The sequence below is a fragment of the Jatrophihabitans sp. genome (assembly GCF_035474675.1).
Taxonomy (GTDB): domain Bacteria; phylum Actinomycetota; class Actinomycetes; order Mycobacteriales; family Jatrophihabitantaceae; genus Jatrophihabitans_A.
This window is the reverse complement of sequence record NZ_DATINC010000180.1, coordinates 1-23179: the sequence shown is the minus strand read 5'-3', so window position 1 is coordinate 23179 and position 23179 is coordinate 1. Positions and strand designations below refer to the sequence as shown.

The window sequence follows — 23179 nt, the reverse complement described above, 5'->3', positions numbered from 1 at the left end:
CGGCAGGTGCTGCTGGACGGCCTGATGACGCTGTGCGCCACCCTGGTGCTGTACTGCGTCGCCCGCTACGTCGAGTCGGCAGCGCTGCCCTGGATGCTGGCCAGCTGTGCCCTGATGGGCGCGACGGTGCTGGCCAAGGAGACCTCCATCGTGCTGGTCGGCGGCCTGTACGCGTTCTTCGCCCTCACCCCCGCGGTCCGGCTGCGGATGCGGCATGTCGGCGCCGGCGGGCTGGTGATGCTGGTGGTGATCGCGGCGTTCCCGTTGGCGCTGTCGCTGTCGGGACGGGCCAGCTCCGGCCAGCACTACCTGCTGTGGCAGCTGTTCCGCCGTTCCAACCACGGCCGGTTGTTCTACGCGCAGGTGCTGCCGGCGGTGATCGGCCCGCTGGTGCTGGTGCTGGCCGTGCTGGGCCTGGTGCTGCTCCGCGGGCACAACACCTGGCGGGAGCGGCTGCTGCTCACCTGGCTGGCGGCGCCGGTGGCGTTCTTCTCGCTGTGGCCGGTCAAGGGGTTCCAGTACCTGCTGCCGGTCGCACCGGTGCTCGCCGTGCTGGCCGCCCGCACCCTGGCCCGGGTCAGCACCCTGGCGGCACTGCAGGAGCGGGGCCGCGCGCTCGCCGCCGGCGCCGGCTACGCCGTTCCCCTCGTGGTGGTGCTCAGCCTGCTGGTGCCGACCTGGTCGCGGATCGAGCCGTCCACCAGCCGCACCTACCTGGCCGGCACCGGCGGCCTGCCCGGCGGCCGGGAGGCCGGCCGGTGGCTCGAGGCCAACGTGCCGGCCACCGCGCAATTGCTGGCGATCGGTCCGTCGATGGCCAATGTCCTGGAATTCTATGGGCAGCGGCGGGTCTACGCGCTGTCGGTCAGCCCGGATCCGGCCAACCGCAACCCGTCCTACCAACCGGTGCCAAACCCGGACCTGTCGCTGCGCCAGGCGCGTTTCCAGTACCTGGTCTGGGATTCCTACACCGCGTCCCGGTCGCCGTCGTTCGGTGCGAAGCTGACTGCGCTGGTCAGCAAGTACCACGGCGTGGCGGTGTTCACCGCCACCGTCCAGGTCGGCGCGAAGTCGGGCCAGCCCGTCGACGCGCCGGTCGTGGTGATCTACCGGGTGCGTCCGACATGAGACGCCGGCTGCTGGCGGGCGCGATCGCGGCGGCGCTGTCCTTCGGCTGGACTGCCTGGACGGGGCTGCCGGCGGCGACCGCGGCGCCGGCCGGCGCGCTGCCCACCACCCCGATCGAGCATTTCGTCTACCTGCTGCAGGGCGACCGGTCCTTCGACAACTACTTCGGCACCTATCCCGGGGCGGACGGAATTCCGCCCGGCACCTGCCAGAAGCGCGTCGTCACCGGTACCGATTCCGGCTGCGTCAAGCCGTTCCCGTTGCACGGCAAGACCGTGCAGGCGCTGGGCGCGGGCACCGTGGAGCTGGACAACCAGTACGACGAGGGCCGGATGGACGGGTTCGTCGCGGCCTACCAGAACCAGGGCCGGGACGGCAGCGCGGTGATGGGCTACTACGACCAGCGCGACCTGCCGACCTACTGGGGACTGGCCAACCGCTACGTGCTGTTCGACCGCTTCTTCTCCGCCACCCGTTCCGGCGAGCGGGTCAACCGGTCCTACTGGGTGTCGGGCAGCGCGCCGCCGACCGGCAGCCCGGCCGCGGTGGCGGCCGACTACGCCAAGCACCTGACGATCTTCGACCGGCTGCAGGCCGCCGGGGTCGACTGGAAGTTCTACGTGCAGGGCTATGACCCCCGTCAGACCTACCGGACGGCGTCGCGGACCACCCCCACCACCCAGCCGGTCCGGGTGCCGTTGCTGAACTACCCGCGTTTCCTTGACGATCCGGCCCTGAGCTCGCACATCGTGGACCTGTCGCAGTACTACCGCGACCTCGACAGCGGGCAGCTGCCGGCGGTGTCCTACATCGCCAGCAACGGTCCCAGCGAGCGCTCGGCGCGCTCGATCGACAGCGGCCAGCAACTGGTCACCAACCTGGTCGGCTCCCTGATGGTCAGCAGCTCCTGGAAGTCCTCGGCGTTCCTGCTCTCCTACGACGGCTCCGGCGGCTGGTTCGACCACGTCAAGCCACCCCAGGTCGACTCGCAGGGCTACGGCATGCGGGTGCCGGCGCTGCTGGTCAGCCCGTACGCCCGGCCGGGTTCGGTCAACTCCACCGTGCTGGACTACACCAGCGCGCTGGCCTTCATCGAGGACAACTGGAAGCTCGCGCCGCTGGCCTCCCGGGACGCCGCGGCCACCCCGATCACGGCGGCCTTCGACTTCGGCTCCGCGCCGCGGCCGGCCGACGTCCGGTTTACCGAACCGCTGGTGGCACCGGCGTCGAGTGCCTCAGTGGCGCTGGTGTTCTGGTGCTATGGGGCGGTGCTGTGCCTGGTGGCCGGTCTGGTGGGCTATGCCGTGGTGTCCAGCAGGCGCCGGGCGACCGGGTGGAGACCCGGCCCGCCGTCCGCTCCGGGCCGGACTGTCCGAGCGCTACCGGTGCGGGTGAAGCCATGACCGCCGGTCGCGGCTGGCGGATAGCGGCCCTGGCCGGGACCGCGGTGACCGCGCTGCTCGCCACCTCGGTGCCGTACGGCGCACCGGCGCTGGCCGGCGCGCGGTCGATGCACCCTGCCGACCTCGGCGCCGGCCCGGTGACCGCGCTGCTGGTCGACGACCCGGTCAGCCCGTCGCTGTCCGACGCGCCGCAGGCCTTCGACCCGCCGGCGGCCTCCGATCCGCCACCCTCCTCCGACCCGCCGGCCTCGTCGGACCCACCGGTCAGCTCCGACCCGCCGGTCACGTCCGATCCACCGGTGAGTTCCGACCCGCCGGGAACGAGTGAGCCGCCGGTGACCAGCGATCCGCCGGTGTCGAGCGAGCCACCCGTCTCGACCCCGCCGGTGACCGACCCGCCGAGTCCGTCGCTTCCCGGCGGCTCGCCACCACCGCCGGACGCGAGCTCACCGGCGTCGGGTCCGTCCGGGCACGGCTCCGGCGGCGCCACCGGCGGCACCAGGACCCCGCGGGTAAAGACGCCAGTCACGAAGCCCGCCCGGCCGCATCCGCACAAGACGCTGCGGCCGGCTGCAGCCGTGCCGGGCGCCCACCACCCGCATCCGCACCGCAAGCCGTGGCCGATCACCATGACGATCAAGACCGTTCCGGTGCTGAGCGGCGTGCGCTTCACCGTGGACGGCCACCCGCTGGTGACCGGTGCCGACGGCATGGTCACCTACACTGCCGAGCACGACTTCGCCGGGCACCGGCTGTCGTTGCTGAACAGCTCGCTCGACTCCGCGTCCCAGCGGTTCCGGTTCAGCCGGTGGGCCGGGCAGCGGGATCCCAACCAGGCCTTCTCCCGCACGGTGTCCGGGTTGCCGATGCGCTCGAACTACGTGGTGACCGCGGCGTTCACCGTGCAGCGGCAGGTGATCGCGAGGTTGGTGCGGCAGGACGGCACCGCGCTGGACCCGGCCGTGGTCAGCCGGGTCACGGCGCGCAGCGTGACCGGCGCGATCGTGGACCTGGCACCGGGCACGCCGGCCTGGCTGGACAGCGAGCAGCCGTCCTTCCACCACGGCAGGCTGACCGCGGAGCCGGTGTCGTACTCGCTGCAGAGCGTGGTGGTCCGCGGCACCAATGTGGTGGACTCCGGGCGGCAGAGCTTCTCACCGGCCACCACCACCAGCCCGGTCTTCACCACCCAGTTCCACGACCTGACCATCACCGGCCACGACGCGCTGTTCGCCTCCCCGCTGGGCACCAGCGCCACGGTGACCTATCCCGACGGCAGCAAGGTAACCGTCCGGATGGACGCCAAGCACACCGTGACGCTGCCCAACCTGCCGCGCGGCAACTACCAGGTCACCATCTCGGCCGGCAGGTCCATCGTGGGCACCCAGCAGTTCGGCCTGTCCAAGGACAAGACCGCGGACCTGGTCGTGATCACCATGCAGGACCTGGCCTTGCTGCTGGGGCTGCTGCTGATCGTCGCCGTCACGCTGGTGGTGGTCGGTCGCCAGTACTGGCGCCGGTGGCTGGCCCGGCCCGGTCCCGGCTCCGGCGACGTTTTCCTGCCGCCCCGGGCGAAGATCCTGACATGATCCGCGCTGTCGCCAGGACGGCGCTCAGCGCCGTGCTGGTGATCGCGACCTCGCTCGGCACGGCAGCCGGCGCCGCGCCGGAACGGGCGGTCGGCACCGTTGCGGCCGGCCCGGCCGCCACCAGCACCGCACCGGCCAGCCCACCGGGCCCGCCGCTGTTCGCCTACTACTACCAGTGGTTCGTGCCCAATTCCTGGAACCGGGCCAAGGTCGACCTGCCCGAGCTCGGCGCCTACTCCAGCGACGACCCGTGGGTGATGCGCCAGCACATCCAGCAGGCCAAGGCGGCCGGCATCACCGGCTTCATCGTGAGCTGGAAGGACACCCCGACCAACACCCGGCGGCTGCACGCGCTGGCGACGGTGGCGGCCGAGGAGAAGTTCTCGCTGTCGATGATCTACCAGGGCCTGGACTTCGACCGCAAGCCGCTGCCGGCCGCCCGGGTGGCGGCGGATTTCGTCACCTTCGCCAAGCAGTTCGCCGGCAATCCGGTGTTCGCCAGGATGGGCGGCAAGCCGCTGACCATCTTCAGCGGGACCTGGGCGTACTCCGCTGCCGACGTAGCCCGGATCACCTCGGGGGTCCGGCCAGGCCTGCTGGTGCTGTCCACCGAGAAGAGCGTCGAGGGCTACCGCAGGCTGGCCGACGTGACCGACGGCGACGCTTACTACTGGTCCTCGGTCAACCCGGCCACCAACGCCAACTACGCCGCGAAGCTCGACGCGATGAGCGCCGCGGTGCACGCCGACGCCAAGTACTGGATCGCACCGTTCGCACCGGGCTTCGACGCCAGGCTGGTCGGCGGGACCAAGAGCGTGCCGCGCAACGACGGCCGGACCCTGCGCGTCGAGTACGGCACGGCGCTGAAGTCGTCCCCGGACGCCCTGGGCCTGATCAGCTGGAACGAGTTCAGCGAGAACACCTACGTGGAGCCGTCGAAGAAGTTCGGGCACCGCTACCTCGACGTGCTGGCCGAGCTGCGGCACACTGCGGCTCCGGTGCCGGCCTCGGCCGAGGACTCCAGCGCCCAGCCGCTGCCGACTGGGCCCGGCCGCCGGTGGCCGACGGTGGCGCTGCTGCTCGGGCTGCCGGCGGTGCTGCTGGCCGGGCTTGCCGTCCTCGGCCACCGGTTGCGGCGCCGGGCCCGGGCGGCGCGGGCCCGGCCGGACCGGCGGATGGCCGGCCCCACGGCGGCAGAACACACCTAGGCCAGCTGCGGAATGCCGCGCACGGCCACCGCGCGGGCGGAGTCAGCTGCCGGCGGGGCCCGGCTGCCGGTGCCTGGCCAGCGTCCGGCGCAGCTCGTCGACGCGCACCGTGGCGGTCAGCTCGCCGGAACCCGACTCGGCCGCCCAGTCGGCCAGGTCGCACAGCGCGGTGACCTCGCGCAGGGTGGTGTGCAGGGCGGCCAGCTCGTCGGCCTGGTCCGTGATCAACCGGTCGAGCCGGCTGATGTGCTCGGCCGGCGACAGCGGGTCGGCTCGCAGCTCGGGGGACTCGGCGCCGTCGTCAGCCAACCCGCGTCCCCCTTGCCTGGTCTTTGCATACCGGTCGACAGACCGCAACCGTAGCTGAGGATAGCGGCGCACCGGTGACCCGGGTCTTACCCCGGCATGAACGACGGGTGTGGCGTTTCTGCTACCAACCGTAACGTAATTCGTTACCCTTCGTGATCAGAGTCGTGAGACCGATGATCCTTCAGACGGAGAGTTCCGATGCACCACCAGCATCTCGCCGGCACCTGCCGGCGAGCCCGCACCCGTTCCCGGCTGGCCAGCTGCTGCACCGCCGTCCTCGCCGCCCTGGTCGGCCTGGCGTTGCTGCCGGCGGTGCCCCGGCCGGCCGGCGCCGCGGTCAGCACCGCCGGCAAGCCACCGGTGTTCGCCTACTACTACCTGTGGTGGAGCGCCAGCCACTGGAAGAGCGCGCTGGGGCCCAACTACCCGACCAGCGCCAGCCCGTTGCCGCTACCGGCGACGCTGGACGCGACCGGCTGCGGCACCAGGACCAGGTACGTGGGCAACACCCTCACCGACGTGCCCGCCCGGATCTACAGCCAGGACGACCCCGGCTTTATCGAGGCCGACGTCCGGCAGGCGGCCGCCGCGGGCCTGAGCGGCTTCGCGGTGAACTGGATCGGCACCGGCAGCGCGAGCCAGACCTACACCAGCAACCCCTACAGCGCGCGGCTGCGGGTGCTGGTCGCCGCGGTGCACAAGGTGAACGCCGCCGGCATCCCGTTCAAGCTGTGGCTGAGCTACAAGGCCTCGGCGAACGTGCTGCCCGCCTCCTACATCAGCAACGACCTCGGCTACTTCGTCCGCAGCTACGGCACGGACCCGGCCTTCGACCGGTCGCGGTCGCCGAAGGTGACGGTGATCTGGCAGGGCAGCCGCAAGTACGCCGCCTCGACGCTGTCGTCGGTCGGCGGCCCGCTGCGCTCGAAGCTGCGCATCCTCGGCGACGAGACCAGCTGGTCCGCCGACCGGGCCCGCTACCTCGATGGCAACGCCTACTACTGGTCCTCGCAGAATCCGTACAGCAACCCGCAGTCCTTCCAGCAGCTGGCAACCCTGGCCAACGCGGTGCGGGCCTCGGGGGCCAATCCGGACCGGACCGCCAAGGTGTGGGTGGCGCCGCTGGCGCCGGGCTACAACAAGCAGCTGGCCGGCGGCTCGGCCTGCGTGCCGCGCAAGGGCGGCCAGACCATCAAGACCCTCTACACCGGAAACCTCGCCACCCGTCCCGACGCGTTCGGGTTGATCAGCTGGAACGAGATCACCGAGGGCTCCTACGTCGACCCGATGACCCGGTACGGCTACCAGGACCTCAACGCGCTGGGTTCGCTGATCAGGTAGGCCCGGCACCCCGCGGACACCGGCTGCGGACGGCCGTCCTGAGCGGCCCGGTCTCGGGCAGACCGGCCCGCGGCGGCCCGGGCCGGTGTAGAATCTGACCCATAGGGCTGGCGAAAACGGGGGCTCCGGCCTGAATCGGCGGAACATTGCCGAGCCCTATGCTGATCGCACGGGGTGATCTTGCAATGGGCGAATCTGTCCGAGTTCTGGTAGTGCAGTCCGGTTCCTTGATGAGGCAGGCGGTCGCGCAGCGGCTGGAAGCCAGCGGGGTGCAGGTGGTCGGCCAGGCCGCCACCAATGCCGAGGCCCTGGTCGAGTACGCCCAGTGCTATCCGGACGTGGTGACCGTCGACGTCCGGCTGGGAGCCGAGTCCGGCCTGGTGCTGATCTCCGACTTGCTGGAGTTCTATCCCGACGCCGTCGTGGTGGTGTACTCCGGCCACGTCGACGCCCGGCTGGCCCGGCAGGCGCTGGCGGCCGGCGCGGCCGGTTACATCTGCCGGGGTGCCAGCCGTGCCGAGCTGCGGGAGGCGCTGTGCCGGGTGGTCTCGGGCAGGCGCCCGGTGCTGGACCCCCGGCTGGTCGAGGTGCGGTCGGAGGCCGTGCCGGACCCGGCCGCCGCGGCCAGCCCGGTACCGCAGCTGACCGCCCGGCAACGCCAGGTGCTGGACCTGGTGGCCGCGGGGACCACGTCGAACAAGGACCTCGCCAAGGAGCTGTTCATCTCGGAGAAGACCGTCAAGAGCCACATCGAGCGGATCACCGCCAGCCTGGACGTCTCGCGGCGGGCCCAGCTGCCGCTGCGGGCGGTGGAGCTGGGGCTGCTGCCGGCGGCCGGCGGGGAGCCCGCCCGGCTGGCGTTCTCCCGCCCGGCGACCGCGATGCTAGGAGGCGTCCCGGACCGGCGGGGCAACACCCGCCATGCCTGGCGCCGCGCCCAGTCGGGCCCGGGATCACCGGCAGGTGCGCGTGTTGCAAACGCAAGAGGGTCGTCTAAGCTCTGAAGTACTGAGCAGTCAGTCGGCCCGCCCTGCCGGACCCGAGTACCACGTGCCGCGCACCGGTGTGCATCCCGCGCGGCTGGGGGTCAGATGACCGACATAGTTGAACGGCCGGCCGGACTCGAGCCGGCCCCCATCCTGGTCCGACCGCAGGCCGCGACACCCAACCCGCGCGGTTCGGTGTTCCTGAACCTGCTCCACACCACCGACCACAAGCTCATCGGCCAGCTCTACCTGGTCACCTCGTTCGCCTTCTTCATGCTGGGTGGCCTGCTGGCCCTGGTGATGCGTGCCGAGCTCGCCCGGCCGGGCATGCAGTTCCTGTCCCCGGAGCAGTACAACCAGCTGTTCACCATGCACGGCACGATCATGCTGCTGCTGTTCGCCACCCCGCTGGTGTTCGCCTTTGCCAACCTGGTGATTCCGCTGCAGATCGGCTCGCCGGACGTGGCCTTCCCGCGGCTGAACGCCTTCTCCTACTGGCTGTTCCTGTTCGGCGGCCTGACGGTGGTCTCCGGAGCGCTCACCCCGCAGGGTGCGGCGGACTTCGGCTGGACGGGCTACACGCCGCTGAGCAGCATGCAGCACTCACCCAGCATCGGGTCCGACCTGTGGATCGTCGGGCTCGCGGTCGGTGGCCTGGGCACCATCCTGGGCGCGGTCAACATGGTCACCACCATCCTGTGCCTGCGGGCGCCGGGCATGACGATGTTCCGGATGCCGATCTTCACCTGGAACATCCTGGCCACCTCGCTGCTGGTGCTGCTGGCCTTCCCGATCCTGACCTCGGCACTGCTGGTGCTGTGGGTGGACCGGCACCTGGGCGCGCAGGTGTTCGAGGCCCAGAACGGCGGGCCGATCCTCTGGCAGCACCTGTTCTGGTTCTTCGGCCACCCCGAGGTCTACATCGTGGCGCTGCCGTTCTTCGGCATCATCACCGAGGTGATCCCGGTGTTCAGCCGCACCCCGCTGTTCGGCTACAAGGGCATGGTGCTGGCCACCCTGGGCATCACCGGCCTGTCGCTGACGGTGTGGGCGCACCACATGTTCGCCACCGGCGTGGTGCTGCTGCCGTTCTTCTCCTTCCTCACCTTCCTGATCGCGGTGCCGACGGGGCTGAAGTTCTTCAACTGGATCGGCACCATGTGGCGCGGCTCGATCACCTTCGACACGCCCATGCTGTGGTCACTGGGGTTCATGGTGACGTTCCTGTTCGGCGGCCTGACCGGGGTCATCCTGGCCTCGCCGCCGCTGGACTTCCACGTGTCGGACACCTACTTCGTGGTGGCGCACTTCCACTACGTGCTGTTCGGCACCATCGTGTTCGCCGCCTTCGCCGGGGTGTACTTCTGGTTTCCCAAGTACACCGGCCGCTACATGGACGAGCGGCTGGGCAAGCTGCACTTCTGGCTGACCTTCCTCGGTTTCCACACCACCTTCCTGATCCAGCACTGGCTGGGCAACAAGGGAATGGCCCGCCGCTACGCCGACTACCTGCCCGGCGACGGCTTCACCACCATGAACACCATCTCCAGCATCGGCGCGTTCGTGCTGGGCGCCTCGATGCTGCCGTTCCTCTACAACGTCTACAAGTCCTACCGGTTCGGCGAGCTGGTGACCCAGGACGACGCCTGGGGGCACGGCAACTCCCTGGAATGGGCGACCTCCTGTCCGCCGCCCCGGCACAACTTCACCGCGATGCCGCGGATCCGCTCCGAGCGGCCCGCCTTCGAGGCGCACTACCCGCATCTCATCGCACGGCTGGACCGGGAGGCGCACGGCACGCTGCGCCACCACGAGACCGTGGCCAAGGCCGGGGTGGCCGCGGTGGGAGCCGAGGGAAACAAGCCGCGCAGCCAACGGGATCCCGATCCAGGCCCCGGCGGCTGACCAGCCGCCGCAGCTGCGAGAAAGGCCGAGGCCCAGCCACCTGGAGTGGCTGGGCCTCGGTCTGGTGCTTGCCGGCTTTTCAGTGCTGGTTGATCGCACCCATCACGACGCCGCCCGCCGGGGCGTCGTCGTCGGGCTGGCCGTCCTCCGACGAATCCGGAGCGGCAGCGGGGTCACGGCTGGCCGAATCCTCCCCTGAGGGGTCCCGGCCATCCTCGGCGGCGGCCTCGGCCTCTTCGACGCCGGGCAGCGGGCCTTCCTGGGCGGCCTCCTCCAGATCGCCGGTGTCCTTGTTCTCACTCATCGTCGCCTCTCCTTCCGCAGCCTGCCGGCGGGTCGGTCGTGGCTTGGCCGCCGCGCTCGCGCCGTTCCAGTCTTGCGCTGCGGGTGGGGGGACGCAAGGCAGGCTCACTGCTCCGGGGAGACGACAATGGCACGATGCGCACTCGCCCGAGCCCGGAGGTGCTCGCCGGCTATGCGCTGTCCGGAGAACGCCTCGAGCCGCTGGCCGGTGGCCAGGGCAGCGCCTGGCGGGCCGGTTCGGTCATCCTGAAGCCGGTGGGCAATCAGGCCGAGGCGGACTGGGTCGCCGAGCTGCTGCCCACCGTGCGGGAGGTCGGCTTCCGGCTGAGCCAGCCGGTCCGGAGCACCAGCGGGGCCCGGACCGTGGCCGGCTGGGCGGCGTGGCGCTGGTTGGCCGGCAGCCATGACTTCACCGGGCGCTGGCCGCAGGTCCTGCACGCCGGCGCGGCCCTGCACCGGGCGCTGGCAGCCGTTGCCGAGCCGGCCTTCCTGGTCGACCGCGACGACCACTGGTCGGTCGCCGAGCGGCTCAGCTGGGCTGGCGAGCTCCCGGCGCACCAGGAGCTGCGACGGCCTGCCGAGCGGCTGGCGGCTTTCCTGCGGCCGACCAGGCGGCCCAGCCAGCTCATCCATGGCGACCTCACCGGCAACGTCCTGTTCGCCGATCCGGCGGCACCGGGCATCATCGACTTCACGCCGTACTGGCGGCCGGCCAGCTTCGGCCTGGCGGTCGTGGTGGCCGACGCGGTGGCCTGGCACGGCGCCGGCCGGCCGCTGCTGGACGCTTTCGGCCGGCACGAGCCGGAAGAAAGCCGGTCGATGCTCGCCCGGGCAGCGTTGTTCCGGCTGCTCACCGCGGACCGGGTCGCGGCGGGCAGCACGGACCCGGCCTGCTACCTGCACAGCAACGCCGAGGCGTACAGCACTGTCTGTACGGTCCTCGGCGTGTGCTGAGCCTGCTGCCCCTCTTGCTACCCCTTCAGACCCGATCGCGAGACGCTCTCGATGACCTGCCGCTGGGCGATCAGGAAGATCAGGATCACCGGCACGCTGGCCACCACGGCGCCGGCCATGATGATCGGGTAGTCGACGGTCGCCGCGTTCTGCAACTTGGCAAGGCCGGACGGCAGGGTCAGGTTGTTCGGGCTGAACAGCACGTACACCGGCCACAGGAAGTCGTTCCAGTTGGTCAGGAACGACAGCACCGCCAGGGTGGACAGCGCCGGCCTGGACAGCGGCAGGATGACCCGGGTGAAGATCCGCCACTGGTTGGCGCCGTCGATGATCGCGGCCTCCTCCAGCTCCCGGGGCAGCGTGGAGAAGAACTGCCGCAGGAAGAACACCCCGAAGGCACCGCCGGCGCTCGGGACGATGATGGCCCACAGCGAGTCCAGCCAGCCCAGCTTGCTGACGATGAGGAAGTTGGGCACCAGGAACACGAACGCCGGCAGGAAGATCGTGGTGATCACGCTGACGAAGATCAGCTTCTTGCCGGGGAAGTCCAGCCTGGCCAGGGCGTAGGCCGCCGCGGCGTCCACCGCGACGATCAGCGCCGAGTTGGCGGCCGCAGCGACCAGGCTGTTGAGGAACCAGCGCAGCACCGGGTTGGCCGAGCCGGAACCGAACAGCACCCGGTAGGCGCCGGTGTCCCAGGGCGTGGGCCACCAGGACAGCGGCAGCCGGGTGGCCGCCTCGTGGGTCTTGAACGAGGTGCTGAGCATCCACACCAGCGGGGCCAGGAAGATCACGGTGAGGATCGCCAGCATCAGCCAGAACAGCACCTGGCCCAGCGGCGAGCGGGAGGCCGGCCGGCCGGACCGGGCCGGCTGCCGCTGCGGACTCGGTTCGTCGGCGGCAGCGGTGGCGCCGCCGGTGGCGAGGCTCGTCATGATTCTTCCTTCTCGCGGAAGAGCCTGAAGTTCAGCAGGCTGATCAGGACCAGGATCAGGGCCAGGATGTAGCTCATCGCCGCGGCGATGCCCTGCCGGTACTGCTGCAGCCCGACCTGGGAGATGTAGTAGATCGCGGTACGGGTGGCGTTGCTGGGCGCTCCCTTGGTCACCAGGAAGGACTGGCCGAACATGTTGGCCGAGGCCAGCAGCGTCAGGGTCAGCACGAACAGCAGCACCGGACGCAGGCCCGGCAGGGTGACGTTGCGGAACTTGTCCCAGGCCGAGGCGCCGTCCACCTCGGCGGCCTCGTACAGCTCCGGCGAGATGTCCTGCAGGCCGGCCAGGTAGATGATGGCGTTGAAGCCCAGCGTCCACCAGACCGTCATGCCGACCAGGCCCACCCATGCCCACGGCACCTGGGTGGTCCACGGCGTGGTGCCGCTGAAGCCGATCTTGCCCAGGTAGAAGTTCAGCAGGCCGATGGTGGGGTCGAGCAGGAAGCGGAACAGCACGCCGACCACCGCCACGCCGAGCACGTAGGGCGTGAAGAAGACGGCCCGGAAGAACGTCCGACCGGGGAATCTCCGGTTCAGCAGCATGGCGATCCCCAGCGGGATGGTGACCAGCAGCGGCACGCTGAACACCGTGAAGATCGCCGTGGCCCGGATGCTGCGCCAGAAGTCCGCGCCGTCGCGCGAGCCCGACTTGAACAGGTCGGTGTAGTTGCTCAGGCCCACCCAGGGCTGGTGGGGCAACAGGTAGTCGTAGTCGTGCAGGCTGATCCAGATCCCGTAGATGGCGGGGATCAGGATGAACCCGACGAACAGCACGCCGTACGGGGCGAGGAAGAGGTACGGCGTCGCCCAGTTGTTGCGCCGTACCCTCCGGCCGGTGGCTCTGGCCGGCGCTCCCTCCAGTGTGCTGCGCTCACTGGTGGTCGTCATGCCTCAGCCGTACTTCTTCTTGTTCTGCGCGAGGATCTGCGACGCCTTGTTGGCGGCACCGCGCAGCGCGCCGGCCGGGTCGGACTTGCCGAGCACCGCGGCGTTCACCGCGTCGTACATGGCCGTCATCGCGTCGTTGATGCCGGCCACAGCCGGCGGGAAGTGCACGTCGGGCACCTCTTCGGCGAACGGCTTGAGGCCCGCGATCGAGGTGAAGTCCGAGCTCTCGGCCAGCTTGTTGATCGCCGGCACCTTGCCGCTCTTGGCCCAGTCGGCGCCGTGCTGGCTGAACCAGCTGACGAAGTAGGCGGCCGCGGAAACCTTGTTCGAGTCGTTGCCCTGGGTGCGCGGCAGCACGAACTGGTGGGAGTTGCCCCACACCCCGCCCTTGTCGCCGATCTTGGGCAACTCGGCCAGCCCGATCTTGACGCTGGGCAGCTTGGTCACCTCGTTCACCTGCCAGATGCCCTGCCAGTTCAGGGCATTGCGGCTGTTCTTGAGGGCGACGTAGTCGGCGTCCTGGCCGACGTTCTTGGGGCTGTAGCCCTGCTTGACCAGATCGGTCATCCAGGTCAGCGCCGCGATCCCGGCGTCGGAGTCCCAGGTCGCCTTGGTGACGTCGGAGTTGAACAGGTCACCGCCGAACTGCCACAGCAGCGACTGGTACATCAGGCCGCCGGTGAACTGGAACGGGCTGACCCAGCTGCCCTGGATGCCCTTGGCCTTCAGCTTGTCCAGGGCATTCATGTACTCGTCCTTGTTGGTCGGCGGTTTCTCCGGGTCCAGGCCGGCCTTCTCGAACAGGTCCTTGTTGTAGAACAGGCCCAGGCAGTGCACGTCCACCGGGATGCCGTAGCGCTTGTCCTGGTACAGCCCGCCCTTCCAGACGGCCGGGGCGTAGTCGGACTCGTTGAGCTTGAGGTTGTCGGCGATCGCGTCGATCGGCACGATCACCCGCTGCGCGGCCTGGGTCGGGATGTCGTCGATGTGCATGGCGGCGATGTCCGGCCCGTTGCCGCTGGTGACCGCGGCGGGCATCTTCTGGAACAGGTCCGCCCACTGGAAGACGTTCATGTTCACCTTGATGTTCGGAGTGGCCGAGTTGAACTGGTTCACCATCTGCTTGGCGTAGTCGCCGTCCGCGCCGGTCCAGCCGTTCCAGAACGCCAGGGTTACCTTCGGCCCGTTGTAGGCACCGCCCGCTGCCGAGCCGGTGGGTCCGCCGGCAGCACCCGGCGGGGTGCTCTTGCCCCCGCACGCGGCCAGGGCCAGTGCGCCTCCGAAGGCTCCGGCCGCCCCGATAAAGCCGCGCCGGGACACAGGAACGTTGAGCTGGTTCATCGAGGATCTCCTTGCTTGGTGGAAGTCAGGACCGGGAGGGCAGCACGGCACGAGCGCCGGGTGCTGCCCGGGTGGCGGCTGGCAGCGCGCATGGCGCGTCGGGCCTGCGGCCCGATGCGTGCGCACGCCGCGACGAAAGGCCTAGGTCATGGGTGTACCCCCCATCAGCAGGGGCGCCTGTGGTCGTGTTTGACCGAGAGACCGGCATCGATCGGTCTGCTTCTTCGACGGTAACCCGGTAATTGACCTTGAGCACTCTCTGGAGTGCATTGGTATCAATCTGTGCCGCAGACGGCCGGTGCGGCAATGCGGCCGGCCGGGCGCCGCGCCAACGACGGCAGCGCGCGCCGGACCGGTCGCCCGGGCGAGCACCGCGGCCGCCGATCCGGTATCCGCTTACGTTCTCAGACCTTTACAAATGTCGAAAGCCCGGGTCAGGATGGCTAGACGGTCGCTGACGTCCCGAGCTCGGAGGTAGCCATGCGCTGGAGCAGGAAGATAGTCGTGCCGATGGTCGCGCTGGCCACCGCGGCGGCCACCCTCGTCTCCGCCGGACCGGCCCCGGCAGGCACCGCGTCGCCACGGCATCCGGTCGCGCCGTCCTACACCAACCCGCTCAAGCTCGCGCTGCCTTCGGGGGCGATGGCCGAGAGCTGTGCCGACCCCGACGTGCTGCGCGGCGTCGGCTCCGACCGGCACTGGTACCTCTACTGCACCTCCGACGCGCTCACCGCGGCCGAGCTCGGCCCGGACGGCAGGCCGTTGCTGCACAACGTGCCGATGTTCAGCTCGTTGGACCTAATCCACTGGACCTACCGCGGTGACGCCTTCCCGGCCAAGCCGTCCTGGGTGTCGGGTTTCCTCTGGGCACCGGAGATCGTCTACCGCGACGGCCAGTACCGGCTCTACTACGCGGCCTCGGACACCTCGCTGCCCGACGGCGGCTCGGCGATCGGGGTGGCCACCAGTTCCAGCCCGACCGGGCCCTGGACCGACAGCGGGCAACCGGTGGTGGAGCCGCAGGGCCCGCCCGGCAGCCGCCGGTGGATCTTCGATCCCGAGGTGCTCACCGCCGACGGGGTCAGCTACATCTACTTCGGCAGCTACTTCGGCGGCATCGCCGCCCGGCGGCTGTCGGCCGACGGGCTTTCCTCCGATCCGGCAAGCCAGCAGCAGGTGGCGATCGACAACCGCTACGAGGGAACCAACATCGTCGTGCACGACGGGTGGTACTACCTGCTCGCCTCGGCCACCAACTGCTGCAACGGCCCGCTGACCGGGTACTCGGTCTTCGCGGCCCGCTCCCGCAGCCCGCTCGGCCCGTTCCTCGACCGGCACGGCGTCTCGGTGCTGGCCGGCCGGGTGGGCGGCACTCCGGTGCTGTCGCAGAACGGCAACCGCTGGGTCGGTGCCGGCCACAACACGGTGATCACCGACTACTCCGGCCAGCAGTGGATCGTCTACCACGCGGTGGACCGCAACGACCCCTACTATGCCGGTGCGGTCGGCTACACCAAGCGGCCGGCACTGATCGACCCGCTGGACTGGAAGCAGGGCTGGCCCACCGTCCGCGGTGGCCGTGGCCCGTCCGACAGCCCGCAGCCCGGTCCCGCTGCCCAGCCGGGCGAGCGGACGGCCTACCGGCCCCGGTTCGTCGTCGAACCCCGGCCGACCCGGGTGTACAGGTCGCTGTCGGACGACTTCCGCTCCGACACCCTGTCGCCGCAGTGGACCTGGGTCCGGCAGCCGGACGCCGGCAGCTACCGGCTGGACGACGGCCAGCTCCGCTGGCAGACCCAGAACGCCGACCTGCACCCGCCGGCCACCCCGCTGGCCTCGGTGCTCACCGAGCCCGCACCGACCGGGAACTACGTGGTCGAGACCAAGGTCCGGGTCACCGTTCCGCCCGAGGGCTGCTGCCAGAACTACGTGCAGGGCGGGCTGGTCATCTACAACGACGACGGCAACTACCTCAAGCTGGCGTCGGTCTCGATCTGGAACACCCGCCAGACCGAGTTTGGCAAGCAGGTCTCGCCGGTTCCCGAGGGATACCCCAGCTACGGCAATGCCGTCGTGGGGCCGGTGGGCACCACCACCTACCTGCGGATCGTCCGGCTGGGGGAGCGCTACACCGCCTACACCAGCCTCGACGGCCAGCACTGGGACAAGGGCGCGACCTGGACCCAGGCCGCCACTTCGCACACCAGGATCGGCCTGATCTCGATGGGTGGTTCCGGCTTCAGCAGCAACTTCGACTACGTCCGGGTCAGCGCGGTGCACGTGCCGCCGGACCAGAGCGGCAAGGCAGGCTGACGCCAGCTCGACAGCGGCTGGTACGGGCCGGTAGGCACAGCTCAGCGGCCGTCCGGCAGGTCAACCCAGCACCTGCCGGACGGCCGCTGCTGTGCGAAGGAGGCCGCTCCCGCCTGCAGCGTGGATTTCAGTAAGGCCTTGCCGGTACGGGAAAACAGTGCTCAGCAGGGCAGCTCGGTGGCCTCGTCGTAGGTCCGGTACCCGCTGGGCGTCCCGAACGCCGGCGTGCCGTCGGCGGCCCACCCGGCCGGCTGGGCGAAGACGGCCCGGTCGTCCCAGCCGTCGGCCGTGCTGGTCTTGGCGTGGTAGACGTTCCAGTTCGTGCCGTTGGCACCGGGCACCGGCAGCGACTCGCCGGCGGTGCCGTAGACGCCGTTGGCGGAGGAGAACACCGGACCGCGCTTGGTGTAGGACAGGTACGTGGTCAGGTCACCGCCGCGGTAGACCAGCTCGCCCAGGCTGTAGGACGTGGTCCAGCTGGCATTGGCGTTGTAGACGATCGTCAGGGTGTTGTTCGGCCCGATCCAGGCTTCCGGGCCCTCCTCGATGGCCTGCACCGAGGTCTCCCAGGGCTGGTCGGGATTGGCAATCAGCCGGCGGTAGTCCTGGTCGATGTGCAGCGGGTCGCTCATGTGCGCGATGTAGATCTGCTGCGGGGCCGAGCCGCCGTTGCCGGTGGGGGTGCCCGACCACAGCATCCACCAGGCATTGCCGTAGAAGAAGACGGTGGGGTCGATGGCCCACTGGTTGGTGGAGTCGCTGATCTTGCCGAAGAAGCTCCAGCTGCCCAGCGGGTCGGAGGTGGTGGCGGTGATGGCGAAGATCCGGTGGGTGTTGTTGGTGGCCGGGTCGCTGCCCTTGTTGGTGGCGCCGGCGAAGTAGATGATCCAGCGCCCGTCGAGGTATTCCAGCTCCGGCGCCCAGATCTCGGCGCTGTGGTCGGTGCCCTTCGGGGCCGTCCAGACCACCTTGGGTGTCGCCGAGCCGAGGCCGGCCAGCGTGGTCGAGGAGCGCAGGTTGATGCTGCGGGCCCCGTCGGACTGCACCAGGTAGTACAGGCCGTTGCGGTACCAGACCGACGGGTCGGCACCGGCTGCCAGCACCGGGTTGCGCAGCGAGCAACTGGCGGCAGCGGCGGGAGCCGCGCCCGGCCGGCCGGAGCCGGTGACCACCAGGCCCGGGACCAGGCACAGCGCCGTCAGTGCCGCGAGCACCCGCGGCCGGAACCGCCGGGCGGTCATGCCTGGCCCATCACGAGGCCCTCGATGAGGTGCTTCTGCGAGATCGGCTTCAGCTCGTCCACGATCGGGCAGTCCAGGTGCCGGCGGACCGAGTCGGGCAGCGTCTGCCAGTAGGCCTTGGTCACCGACAGGTCGTGCTGGATGGAGTTCGTGGCGTCCGGCGCGTCGACGCCGAGCACCAGCACCGGCCGCCGCTGCTCGGAGCGGTTGGGCCTGCCCCGGTGGATGGTCAGTGCCGAGCGGGCGGAGATGTCGCCGATCTGCGGGTACTTGCGCACCGCGAGCTGCTCGTAGCGCGGGTAGTGCGAGCTCGGCGGGAACATGCCGTGCTCGAAGTCGGGGCTGTCGTCGAACTGGGTGCCCGGGGCGATCTCGAAGGGGCCCATCTCCTCGGTGGTGTCCACTGTGGTGATGTTGAAGGCCAGCGAGCTCAGTCGCCGCCCGCCGCGGGTCTCCGGGGGAATGGCGAAGTCGCGGTGCCAGGGCTGCATCATGGCGCCGGGGAAGGGGATGTCGAAGCCGACCTCGACGATCCGGTAGTCCGGGCCGAGCACCGCCTCGCTGACCGCCTGGACCCACGGATGGCCGGCGAGCTCGACGAAGCCGCGCAGCGCCTCGGGATGGATCTCGACGTACCAGCGATTCGGGCCGCGTCCGACCGCGCCGTGCGGCCGGGTGCGGGCCTCGGAGAAAGCGGCCATGATGTCGGCGTCGAGGTCGCGCACCCACTCGGGGGAGAAGGCGGCCTTGCGGCCGATGATCCCGTCGGAGTAGAGGGCCTTGACCGCCTCGGCGATGTCGGCGTCCTCGACGCGGTAGCCGGCCGGCTGGCTCTGGGATGGCAGCGAAGTCATGTGTTTCCTCCGTAGTACATGACTATTCTCCGCCATGCCGGCACCTGGTGCCAGGTGGGACTCGCGGGCTAGGCCCGGTCGGTCACCTCGACGCCCTGGTAGTAGCGCTCGGTGGCGGCCTTCGCCGGACGCCACCAGGCCTCGTTCTGCCGGTACCAGTCCACGGTCGCCGCGAGCCCGGCCTCGAAGTCGGAGTAGCTGGGCTGCCAGCCCAGTTCGGTACGCAGCCGGGTGGAGTCGATGGCGTAGCGCAGGTCGTGACCGGCGCGGTCGGCCACGAACTCGATCGGGGTGCTCACCGACATCAGCCGGGCCAGCGCCTGCACCACCTCCACGTTCGACCGCTCGCCGTTGGCGCCGATGAGGTAGGTCTCGCCGAGCCGCCCCTTGTCCAGAATGGTGAGCACGGCGGAATTGTGGTCGTCGACGTGAATCCAGTCCCGCACGTTGCGGCCGCCGCCGTAGACCTTGAACGGCATTCCGTCGAGGGCATTGGTGATCTGGCGCGGAATGAATTTCTCGACGTGCTGGCGGGGGCCGTAATTGTTCGAGCAATTCGAAATCGTCGCGGCAATTCCGAAGGACCGCACCCAGGCCCGTACCAGGTGGTCGGCACCGGCCTTGGTGGCCGAGTACGGGCTCGACGGCCGGTACTGCGAGTCCTCGGTGAACGCGCCGGGGTCGTCGAGTTCCAGGTCGCCGAACACCTCGTCGGTGGAGATGTGGTGGAGCCGGCGGTCGTGCTTGCGGACCGCCTGCAGCAGTTCGTAGGTGCCGATCAGGTTGCTGTGCACGAACCGGCCGGGGGAGCTCAGGGCCACGTCGTTGTGGGACTCGGCGGCGAAGTGCACCACGACGTCGCTGCGGGCCACCAGCGGGTCCAGCACCTCGGCGTCGCAGATGTCGCCGGTGACCACCTCGACGTCGCCGGCGAGGCCGGACAGGCTGGCTTCATTGGCGGCGTAGGTGAATGCGTCGAGAACGGTTACCGAGCCGGCGGAACCGTCGGCCACCACCGAATGGACGAAATTCGAGCCGATAAAGCCGGCACCGCCTGTCACGAGATACCGCAGACCTGCCACCGGTTACCGCTTCCTTTCGACCACGCTCGCGCACTGACAGCAACCCCGAACGATACCGGATGCGGAATGTCCGCTATTTCCGTGCGCACCGGCGCCGGAGCGGTGACGGCAGGCGGGGGCGCCGGGTGACAACCGCCGATAGGCGATTCGTCTATAGCGATGTCTGCGTCATCACGGTGTTTTCGGCTGGCGTTGATCGTGGCGGAAATGCCGAGTGGGAGCCCGGCCGAAGCCGGGCTCCCACTTGTGTCTGGCGAACTGCCCCAGTGGCGAGCGATCTAGAAGGCGCTGGTGCCGTTCGGGGTGCCCAGGCCGGTCGGGCCGTCCCAGCCGGCGACCGCGTGGCACCAGATGCTCGGGCTGCAGGTGCCGTTGGAGCCGCTGGTCACGTCGAACAGGCCGCTAGCGTGGCTCCAGGTGTAGGAAGCCGGGTAGCCGGCGGTGTTGCCACCGAGGGCGTAGACGGCGGCGATGATCGGCGAGGCCGCCGAGGTGCCGCCCCAGACCGACCAGCCGACGATGCCCTGGTAGGAGGTGGAGTCGTACACCGAGACACCGGTGTTCGGGTCGGCGACCGCCGAGACGTCGGAGATGGCCTTGCCGGAGCACTGGGTGACCGAGGTCTGCCAGGACGGCTTGGCGTTCAGGGTCGAGCAGCCGCTGCCGGCACCGCTCCACGCGGTCTCGTTCCAGCCGCGGGTGTTGCTGGCCCGGGTCAGGCTGGTGCCGCCGACGCCGATCACGTGCGGGTAGCTGGCCGGCGACTGGGCACCGTAGCCGGAGTCACCGCTGGAGGCGGTGATGGCGATACCCGGGTGGTTGTAGGACGAGGTCTCGGCGCTGTCGCTGCCGCCGTAGCTGTTGCTGATGGCGACCACACCCGGCACGCTCGCCGCGTAGTTCACCGCGGCGGCCAGGTTGGCGAAGGAGTTGCTGCTCGCCTCGACCAGCAGGATGTGGCAGGTCGGGCAGGCGGCAGTGACCATGTCGAGATCCAGGCTGATCTCCACCGCCCAGCTGGCGTTGACCCGCGGGTACTTGGTGCCGCCGGTCTGGTTCACCTTCTTGAAGCAGCCGTTGGCGGTGGTGCAGGCCGGCAGGCCGAACTGCGAGCGGTAGACGCCCAGGTCGGCTTCGGCGTTCGGGTCGTCGTAGGCGTCCACGATCGCGACGGTGGCGGTGCTGGAGCCGGAGAGCTTGTAGGCGCTCTGGATGTCGGCCGGGTTCAGCCCGGACGGGCTGGCGGCGTTCGGCTTGGCGCCGTTGTCGCTGACCATGCTCTGCGCGAAGCAGGCGGCGTAGCCCTTGGCGGGCGCGCCACAGGCGTGCAGTGCGTGCTTGCCGGCGACGGAGGGGGTGGCGCTGGGGGTGCTTGCCGTCGCGATGCCCACGGTGGACAGCGATGCGGCTGCCACGGCGACTCCGGCGCCGATCAGCATGCGGGAAATCTTCATCAAACCTCCTGCGAGAGGGACAGGCGGCGGGCTCGGCACTGCTAGCCGGAGCTGACCGCGCGCCCGGGTTGGGGGTGACCCAATCGTGACCTGTGCCACGTGCGCCCGCAAGAGCTGACACCACTGAGCAGTTACAACGGAATTGACATCATTGGCAAAAAGCCCGGATTAAGAGGATTTCAGGCCGCCGGCTGCGCAAAACTGTTCGAAACTGATTGAAATTGGTGCGGCAAATGTACAGATATTTCTTACTCGCCCCGAACAAAGATGTGCTGGTAGCACGCTTTATGAGAAGCCCGGACCCGGCTGCTGCCCCGCCGCGGAGGCGACGGGGCAGCAGTCCGGATCAGGGCCCGGGCCGAGAATGCCTTCGACCCGGTTCCGGGATGGCTAGTTCGGAGAACTACGGCGTCGGGTCGGCGAACTGCCCGCCGCGGATGTCGCTGTTACCGAAGGTCGCCGGGCAACTCGCCAGCACGTCCGGGGCCGGGATCGGCGTGTCGGTGTACAGCGAGGCGCGGTAGGCGTCGATGGCCGGGCAGTCCGCGGCATTGCTGGCGTCGTTCCAGACCCCCACCACCGCCGAGTTCGTCGCGGCGCCGTAGACGTAGTCCCCGAGGAACTCCGCGGTCAGCCCGTTCTGGCTCGTGCCACGCGGGTCGCCGTTGGCGGAGCGGTCCAGCTCGGCGAACGCACCCGGCACCCCGCCGGCCACGTCGGCATGCAGCACCACGCCCACCAGGTTGCGCGGGTCGGTGGTGTTGGTCCGGTACGGCGTGGTGTAGGCGTTGTAGACCAGGTACAGGTCGGTGCCGTCCGGCGACACCGCCGGCGCGGTGTAGATCGGCCGGTCACCGGGCGCCAGTGGCACGGCCATCGGCGTCGCCCAGGTGTTGCCTCCGTCGGTCGACCAGGTCAGCATCAGCTGCTCGTGGTTGAGGCCGGCGCGACCGTCGGCCCAGCTGAGGAAGATCTCGTCGGTGGCGGGGCTCCCGGTGGGCCTGCCGTTGGCGATGTCCACGCTGGGACCGGCGGCCAGGTCCACCCGGGCGCCGGCGATGCCGTCCATCACGGGGCGGCCGAGCACCGGGTCGAAAACGCCCGGCGCCACCACGTCAGAGATCTCGGTCGGGCCGACGAAGTGGGCACCACCGTCGAAGGACCGGTACATCAGCTGCATCGACTGCCCGTGCCGGGTGCCGATGCCGATGACGTAGACGGTGCCGTGGCTGTCGGTACGGACCGTGCAGCCGTCGGGCTGGGTGTTGATGCCGTTGTCGGTGGCCGGGCTGATCTGCCGGGTCCGCCAACTGCTGCCACCGTCACTCGAGGTGGCCACCGTCAGCGGGGTGGGGAGGGCGTTGCCGTGGCTGTTGCTGCGGAACGACGCCCAGCAGACGTAGACGTTGCCGAAGAACGGGCTGCTCTCGGCGCTGTCGGCCCAGATCTGCTCCTTGTCGGAGAAGGTGGTGGAGGACTGTCTGGAGACCACCACCGGGCTGAGCCAGGCCGAGTTGTTGCCGGCCGCCGCTGAGGCCACGTCGTCGGTGCGCGACACCGCGATGGCCTCGAAGCCGCGGAACACCGCATCGGAGCGTTCCGCGCTGAAGTTGGCGGTGAGGTTGGCGTAGTACAACCGCGAGCCGTTCGCCCAGGAGAAGCTGCCGTCGGTGCCGGGACGCGGCCCGAAGGTCACCGCCGGGTCGCCGCCGGACACCAGGCCGGCCTCGTAGTAACCGGGCAGGGTGCCGATCGGGCCCACGTGCGGCGTGCAGGGCGCCGGGCCCAGGCAGTCCCGGGCGGTCCAGCCGGTGTAGGTCGGCTGGGTCCAGGACTGGCCGCCAGTGAAGGAGAAGTACACCCCGGACGTTCCGACGCCCTCGGTG

General features: G+C 69.9%; 19 protein-coding genes. 9 read left to right on the top strand and 10 right to left on the bottom strand.

Going from position 1 to position 23179, the window contains the following annotated elements:
• The 4 genes from VLJ82_RS20575 to VLJ82_RS20560 form a co-directional block, all read left to right on the top strand.
• A partial coding sequence (locus VLJ82_RS20575; RefSeq protein WP_408665240.1) for an ArnT family glycosyltransferase occupies window positions 1–1128 on the top strand: 1128 nt, incomplete at its 5' end.
• Window positions 1125–2531 carry an alkaline phosphatase family protein gene (locus tag VLJ82_RS20570; RefSeq protein ID WP_408665239.1) on the top strand — a complete coding sequence of 469 codons (1407 nt, stop codon included), beginning with the start codon at window positions 1125–1127 and terminating at the stop codon, window positions 2529–2531. The genes VLJ82_RS20575 and VLJ82_RS20570, both read left to right, overlap by 4 nt.
• Window positions 2528–4120, top strand: coding sequence for a hypothetical protein (locus tag VLJ82_RS20565; RefSeq protein ID WP_408665238.1), 1593 nt, complete (start codon window positions 2528–2530; stop codon window positions 4118–4120). Before VLJ82_RS20570 ends, VLJ82_RS20565 begins: the two co-directional genes overlap by 4 nt.
• Window positions 4117–5328 carry an endo-1,3-alpha-glucanase family glycosylhydrolase gene (locus VLJ82_RS20560; protein ID WP_408665237.1) on the top strand — a complete coding sequence of 404 codons (1212 nt, stop codon included), beginning with the start codon at window positions 4117–4119 and terminating at the stop codon, window positions 5326–5328. The genes VLJ82_RS20565 and VLJ82_RS20560 overlap by 4 nt, the downstream gene beginning before the upstream one ends.
• 42 nt (window positions 5329–5370) lie before the next feature.
• On the opposite strand, the gene VLJ82_RS20555 is transcribed toward VLJ82_RS20560, so the two are convergent.
• Window positions 5371–5637 carry a hypothetical protein gene (locus VLJ82_RS20555; protein ID WP_408665236.1) on the bottom strand — a complete coding sequence of 89 codons (267 nt, stop codon included), beginning with the start codon at window positions 5635–5637 and terminating at the stop codon, window positions 5371–5373.
• Between the two features lie 198 nt (window positions 5638–5835).
• Here VLJ82_RS20555 and VLJ82_RS20550 point away from each other — a divergent pair, with 198 nt between their 5' ends.
• The 3 genes from VLJ82_RS20550 to ctaD all read left to right on the top strand — a co-directional run bounded on the left by VLJ82_RS20550 (window position 5836) and on the right by ctaD (window position 9869).
• Window positions 5836–6978, top strand: coding sequence for a hypothetical protein (locus VLJ82_RS20550; RefSeq protein ID WP_408665235.1), 1143 nt, complete (start codon window positions 5836–5838; stop codon window positions 6976–6978).
• Between the two features lie 158 nt (window positions 6979–7136).
• Complete coding sequence (locus VLJ82_RS20545) at window positions 7137–7982, top strand: response regulator transcription factor (protein WP_408665234.1); 846 nt, start codon at window positions 7137–7139, stop codon at window positions 7980–7982.
• Between the two features lie 87 nt (window positions 7983–8069).
• Window positions 8070–9869, top strand: coding sequence for a cytochrome c oxidase subunit I (ctaD, locus tag VLJ82_RS20540; protein ID WP_408665233.1), 1800 nt, complete (start codon window positions 8070–8072; stop codon window positions 9867–9869).
• A gap of 79 nt (window positions 9870–9948) precedes the next feature.
• On the opposite strand, the gene VLJ82_RS20535 is transcribed toward ctaD, so the two are convergent.
• On the bottom strand, window positions 9949–10173 hold the full coding sequence (locus tag VLJ82_RS20535; protein ID WP_408665232.1) for a hypothetical protein: 225 nt from the start codon (window positions 10171–10173) through the stop codon (window positions 9949–9951).
• A gap of 134 nt (window positions 10174–10307) precedes the next feature.
• On the opposite strand from VLJ82_RS20535, the gene VLJ82_RS20530 reads away from it, so the two are divergent.
• Window positions 10308–11126 carry a phosphotransferase gene (locus VLJ82_RS20530; protein WP_408665231.1) on the top strand — a complete coding sequence of 273 codons (819 nt, stop codon included), beginning with the start codon at window positions 10308–10310 and terminating at the stop codon, window positions 11124–11126.
• A gap of 17 nt (window positions 11127–11143) precedes the next feature.
• Here the strand turns inward: VLJ82_RS20530 and VLJ82_RS20525 are convergent, their stop codons facing one another.
• The 3 genes from VLJ82_RS20525 to VLJ82_RS20515 are packed head-to-tail and all read right to left on the bottom strand — an operon-like array spanning window position 11144 to window position 14349.
• Window positions 11144–12061: a carbohydrate ABC transporter permease gene (locus VLJ82_RS20525; RefSeq protein ID WP_408665230.1), complete on the bottom strand. Its 918-nt coding sequence runs from the start codon at window positions 12059–12061 to the stop codon at window positions 11144–11146.
• Entirely contained in the window at window positions 12058–13008 is a 951-nt protein-coding gene (locus tag VLJ82_RS20520; RefSeq protein WP_408665229.1) for a carbohydrate ABC transporter permease, read from the bottom strand. The genes VLJ82_RS20525 and VLJ82_RS20520 overlap by 4 nt, the downstream gene beginning before the upstream one ends.
• Window positions 13009–13011: 3 nt before the next feature.
• On the bottom strand, window positions 13012–14349 hold the full coding sequence (locus VLJ82_RS20515; RefSeq protein WP_408665228.1) for an ABC transporter substrate-binding protein: 1338 nt from the start codon (window positions 14347–14349) through the stop codon (window positions 13012–13014).
• 510 nt (window positions 14350–14859) lie between these two features.
• On the opposite strand from VLJ82_RS20515, the gene VLJ82_RS20510 reads away from it, so the two are divergent.
• Window positions 14860–16662 carry a family 43 glycosylhydrolase gene (locus VLJ82_RS20510; protein ID WP_408665242.1) on the top strand — a complete coding sequence of 601 codons (1803 nt, stop codon included), beginning with the start codon at window positions 14860–14862 and terminating at the stop codon, window positions 16660–16662.
• Window positions 16663–16823: 161 nt separating this feature from the next.
• On the opposite strand, the gene VLJ82_RS20505 is transcribed toward VLJ82_RS20510, so the two are convergent.
• From VLJ82_RS20505 to VLJ82_RS20485, 5 genes are all read right to left on the bottom strand, one after another.
• Window positions 16824–17903: a family 43 glycosylhydrolase gene (locus tag VLJ82_RS20505; RefSeq protein WP_408665227.1), complete on the bottom strand. Its 1080-nt coding sequence runs from the start codon at window positions 17901–17903 to the stop codon at window positions 16824–16826.
• Window positions 17900–18757 carry a phytanoyl-CoA dioxygenase family protein gene (locus VLJ82_RS20500; protein ID WP_408665226.1) on the bottom strand — a complete coding sequence of 286 codons (858 nt, stop codon included), beginning with the start codon at window positions 18755–18757 and terminating at the stop codon, window positions 17900–17902. Before VLJ82_RS20500 ends, VLJ82_RS20505 begins: the two co-directional genes overlap by 4 nt.
• Before the next feature lie 68 nt (window positions 18758–18825).
• Entirely contained in the window at window positions 18826–19830 is a 1005-nt protein-coding gene (gene rfbB / locus VLJ82_RS20495) for a dTDP-glucose 4,6-dehydratase (RefSeq protein WP_408665241.1), read from the bottom strand.
• A gap of 287 nt (window positions 19831–20117) precedes the next feature.
• Window positions 20118–21293, bottom strand: a complete 1176-nt coding sequence (locus tag VLJ82_RS20490) for a S53 family peptidase (protein WP_408665225.1) — start codon at window positions 21291–21293, stop codon at window positions 20118–20120.
• A gap of 403 nt (window positions 21294–21696) precedes the next feature.
• On the bottom strand, window positions 21697–23179 hold a 1483-nt coding region (locus tag VLJ82_RS20485), incomplete at its 5' end, for a sialidase family protein (RefSeq protein WP_408665224.1).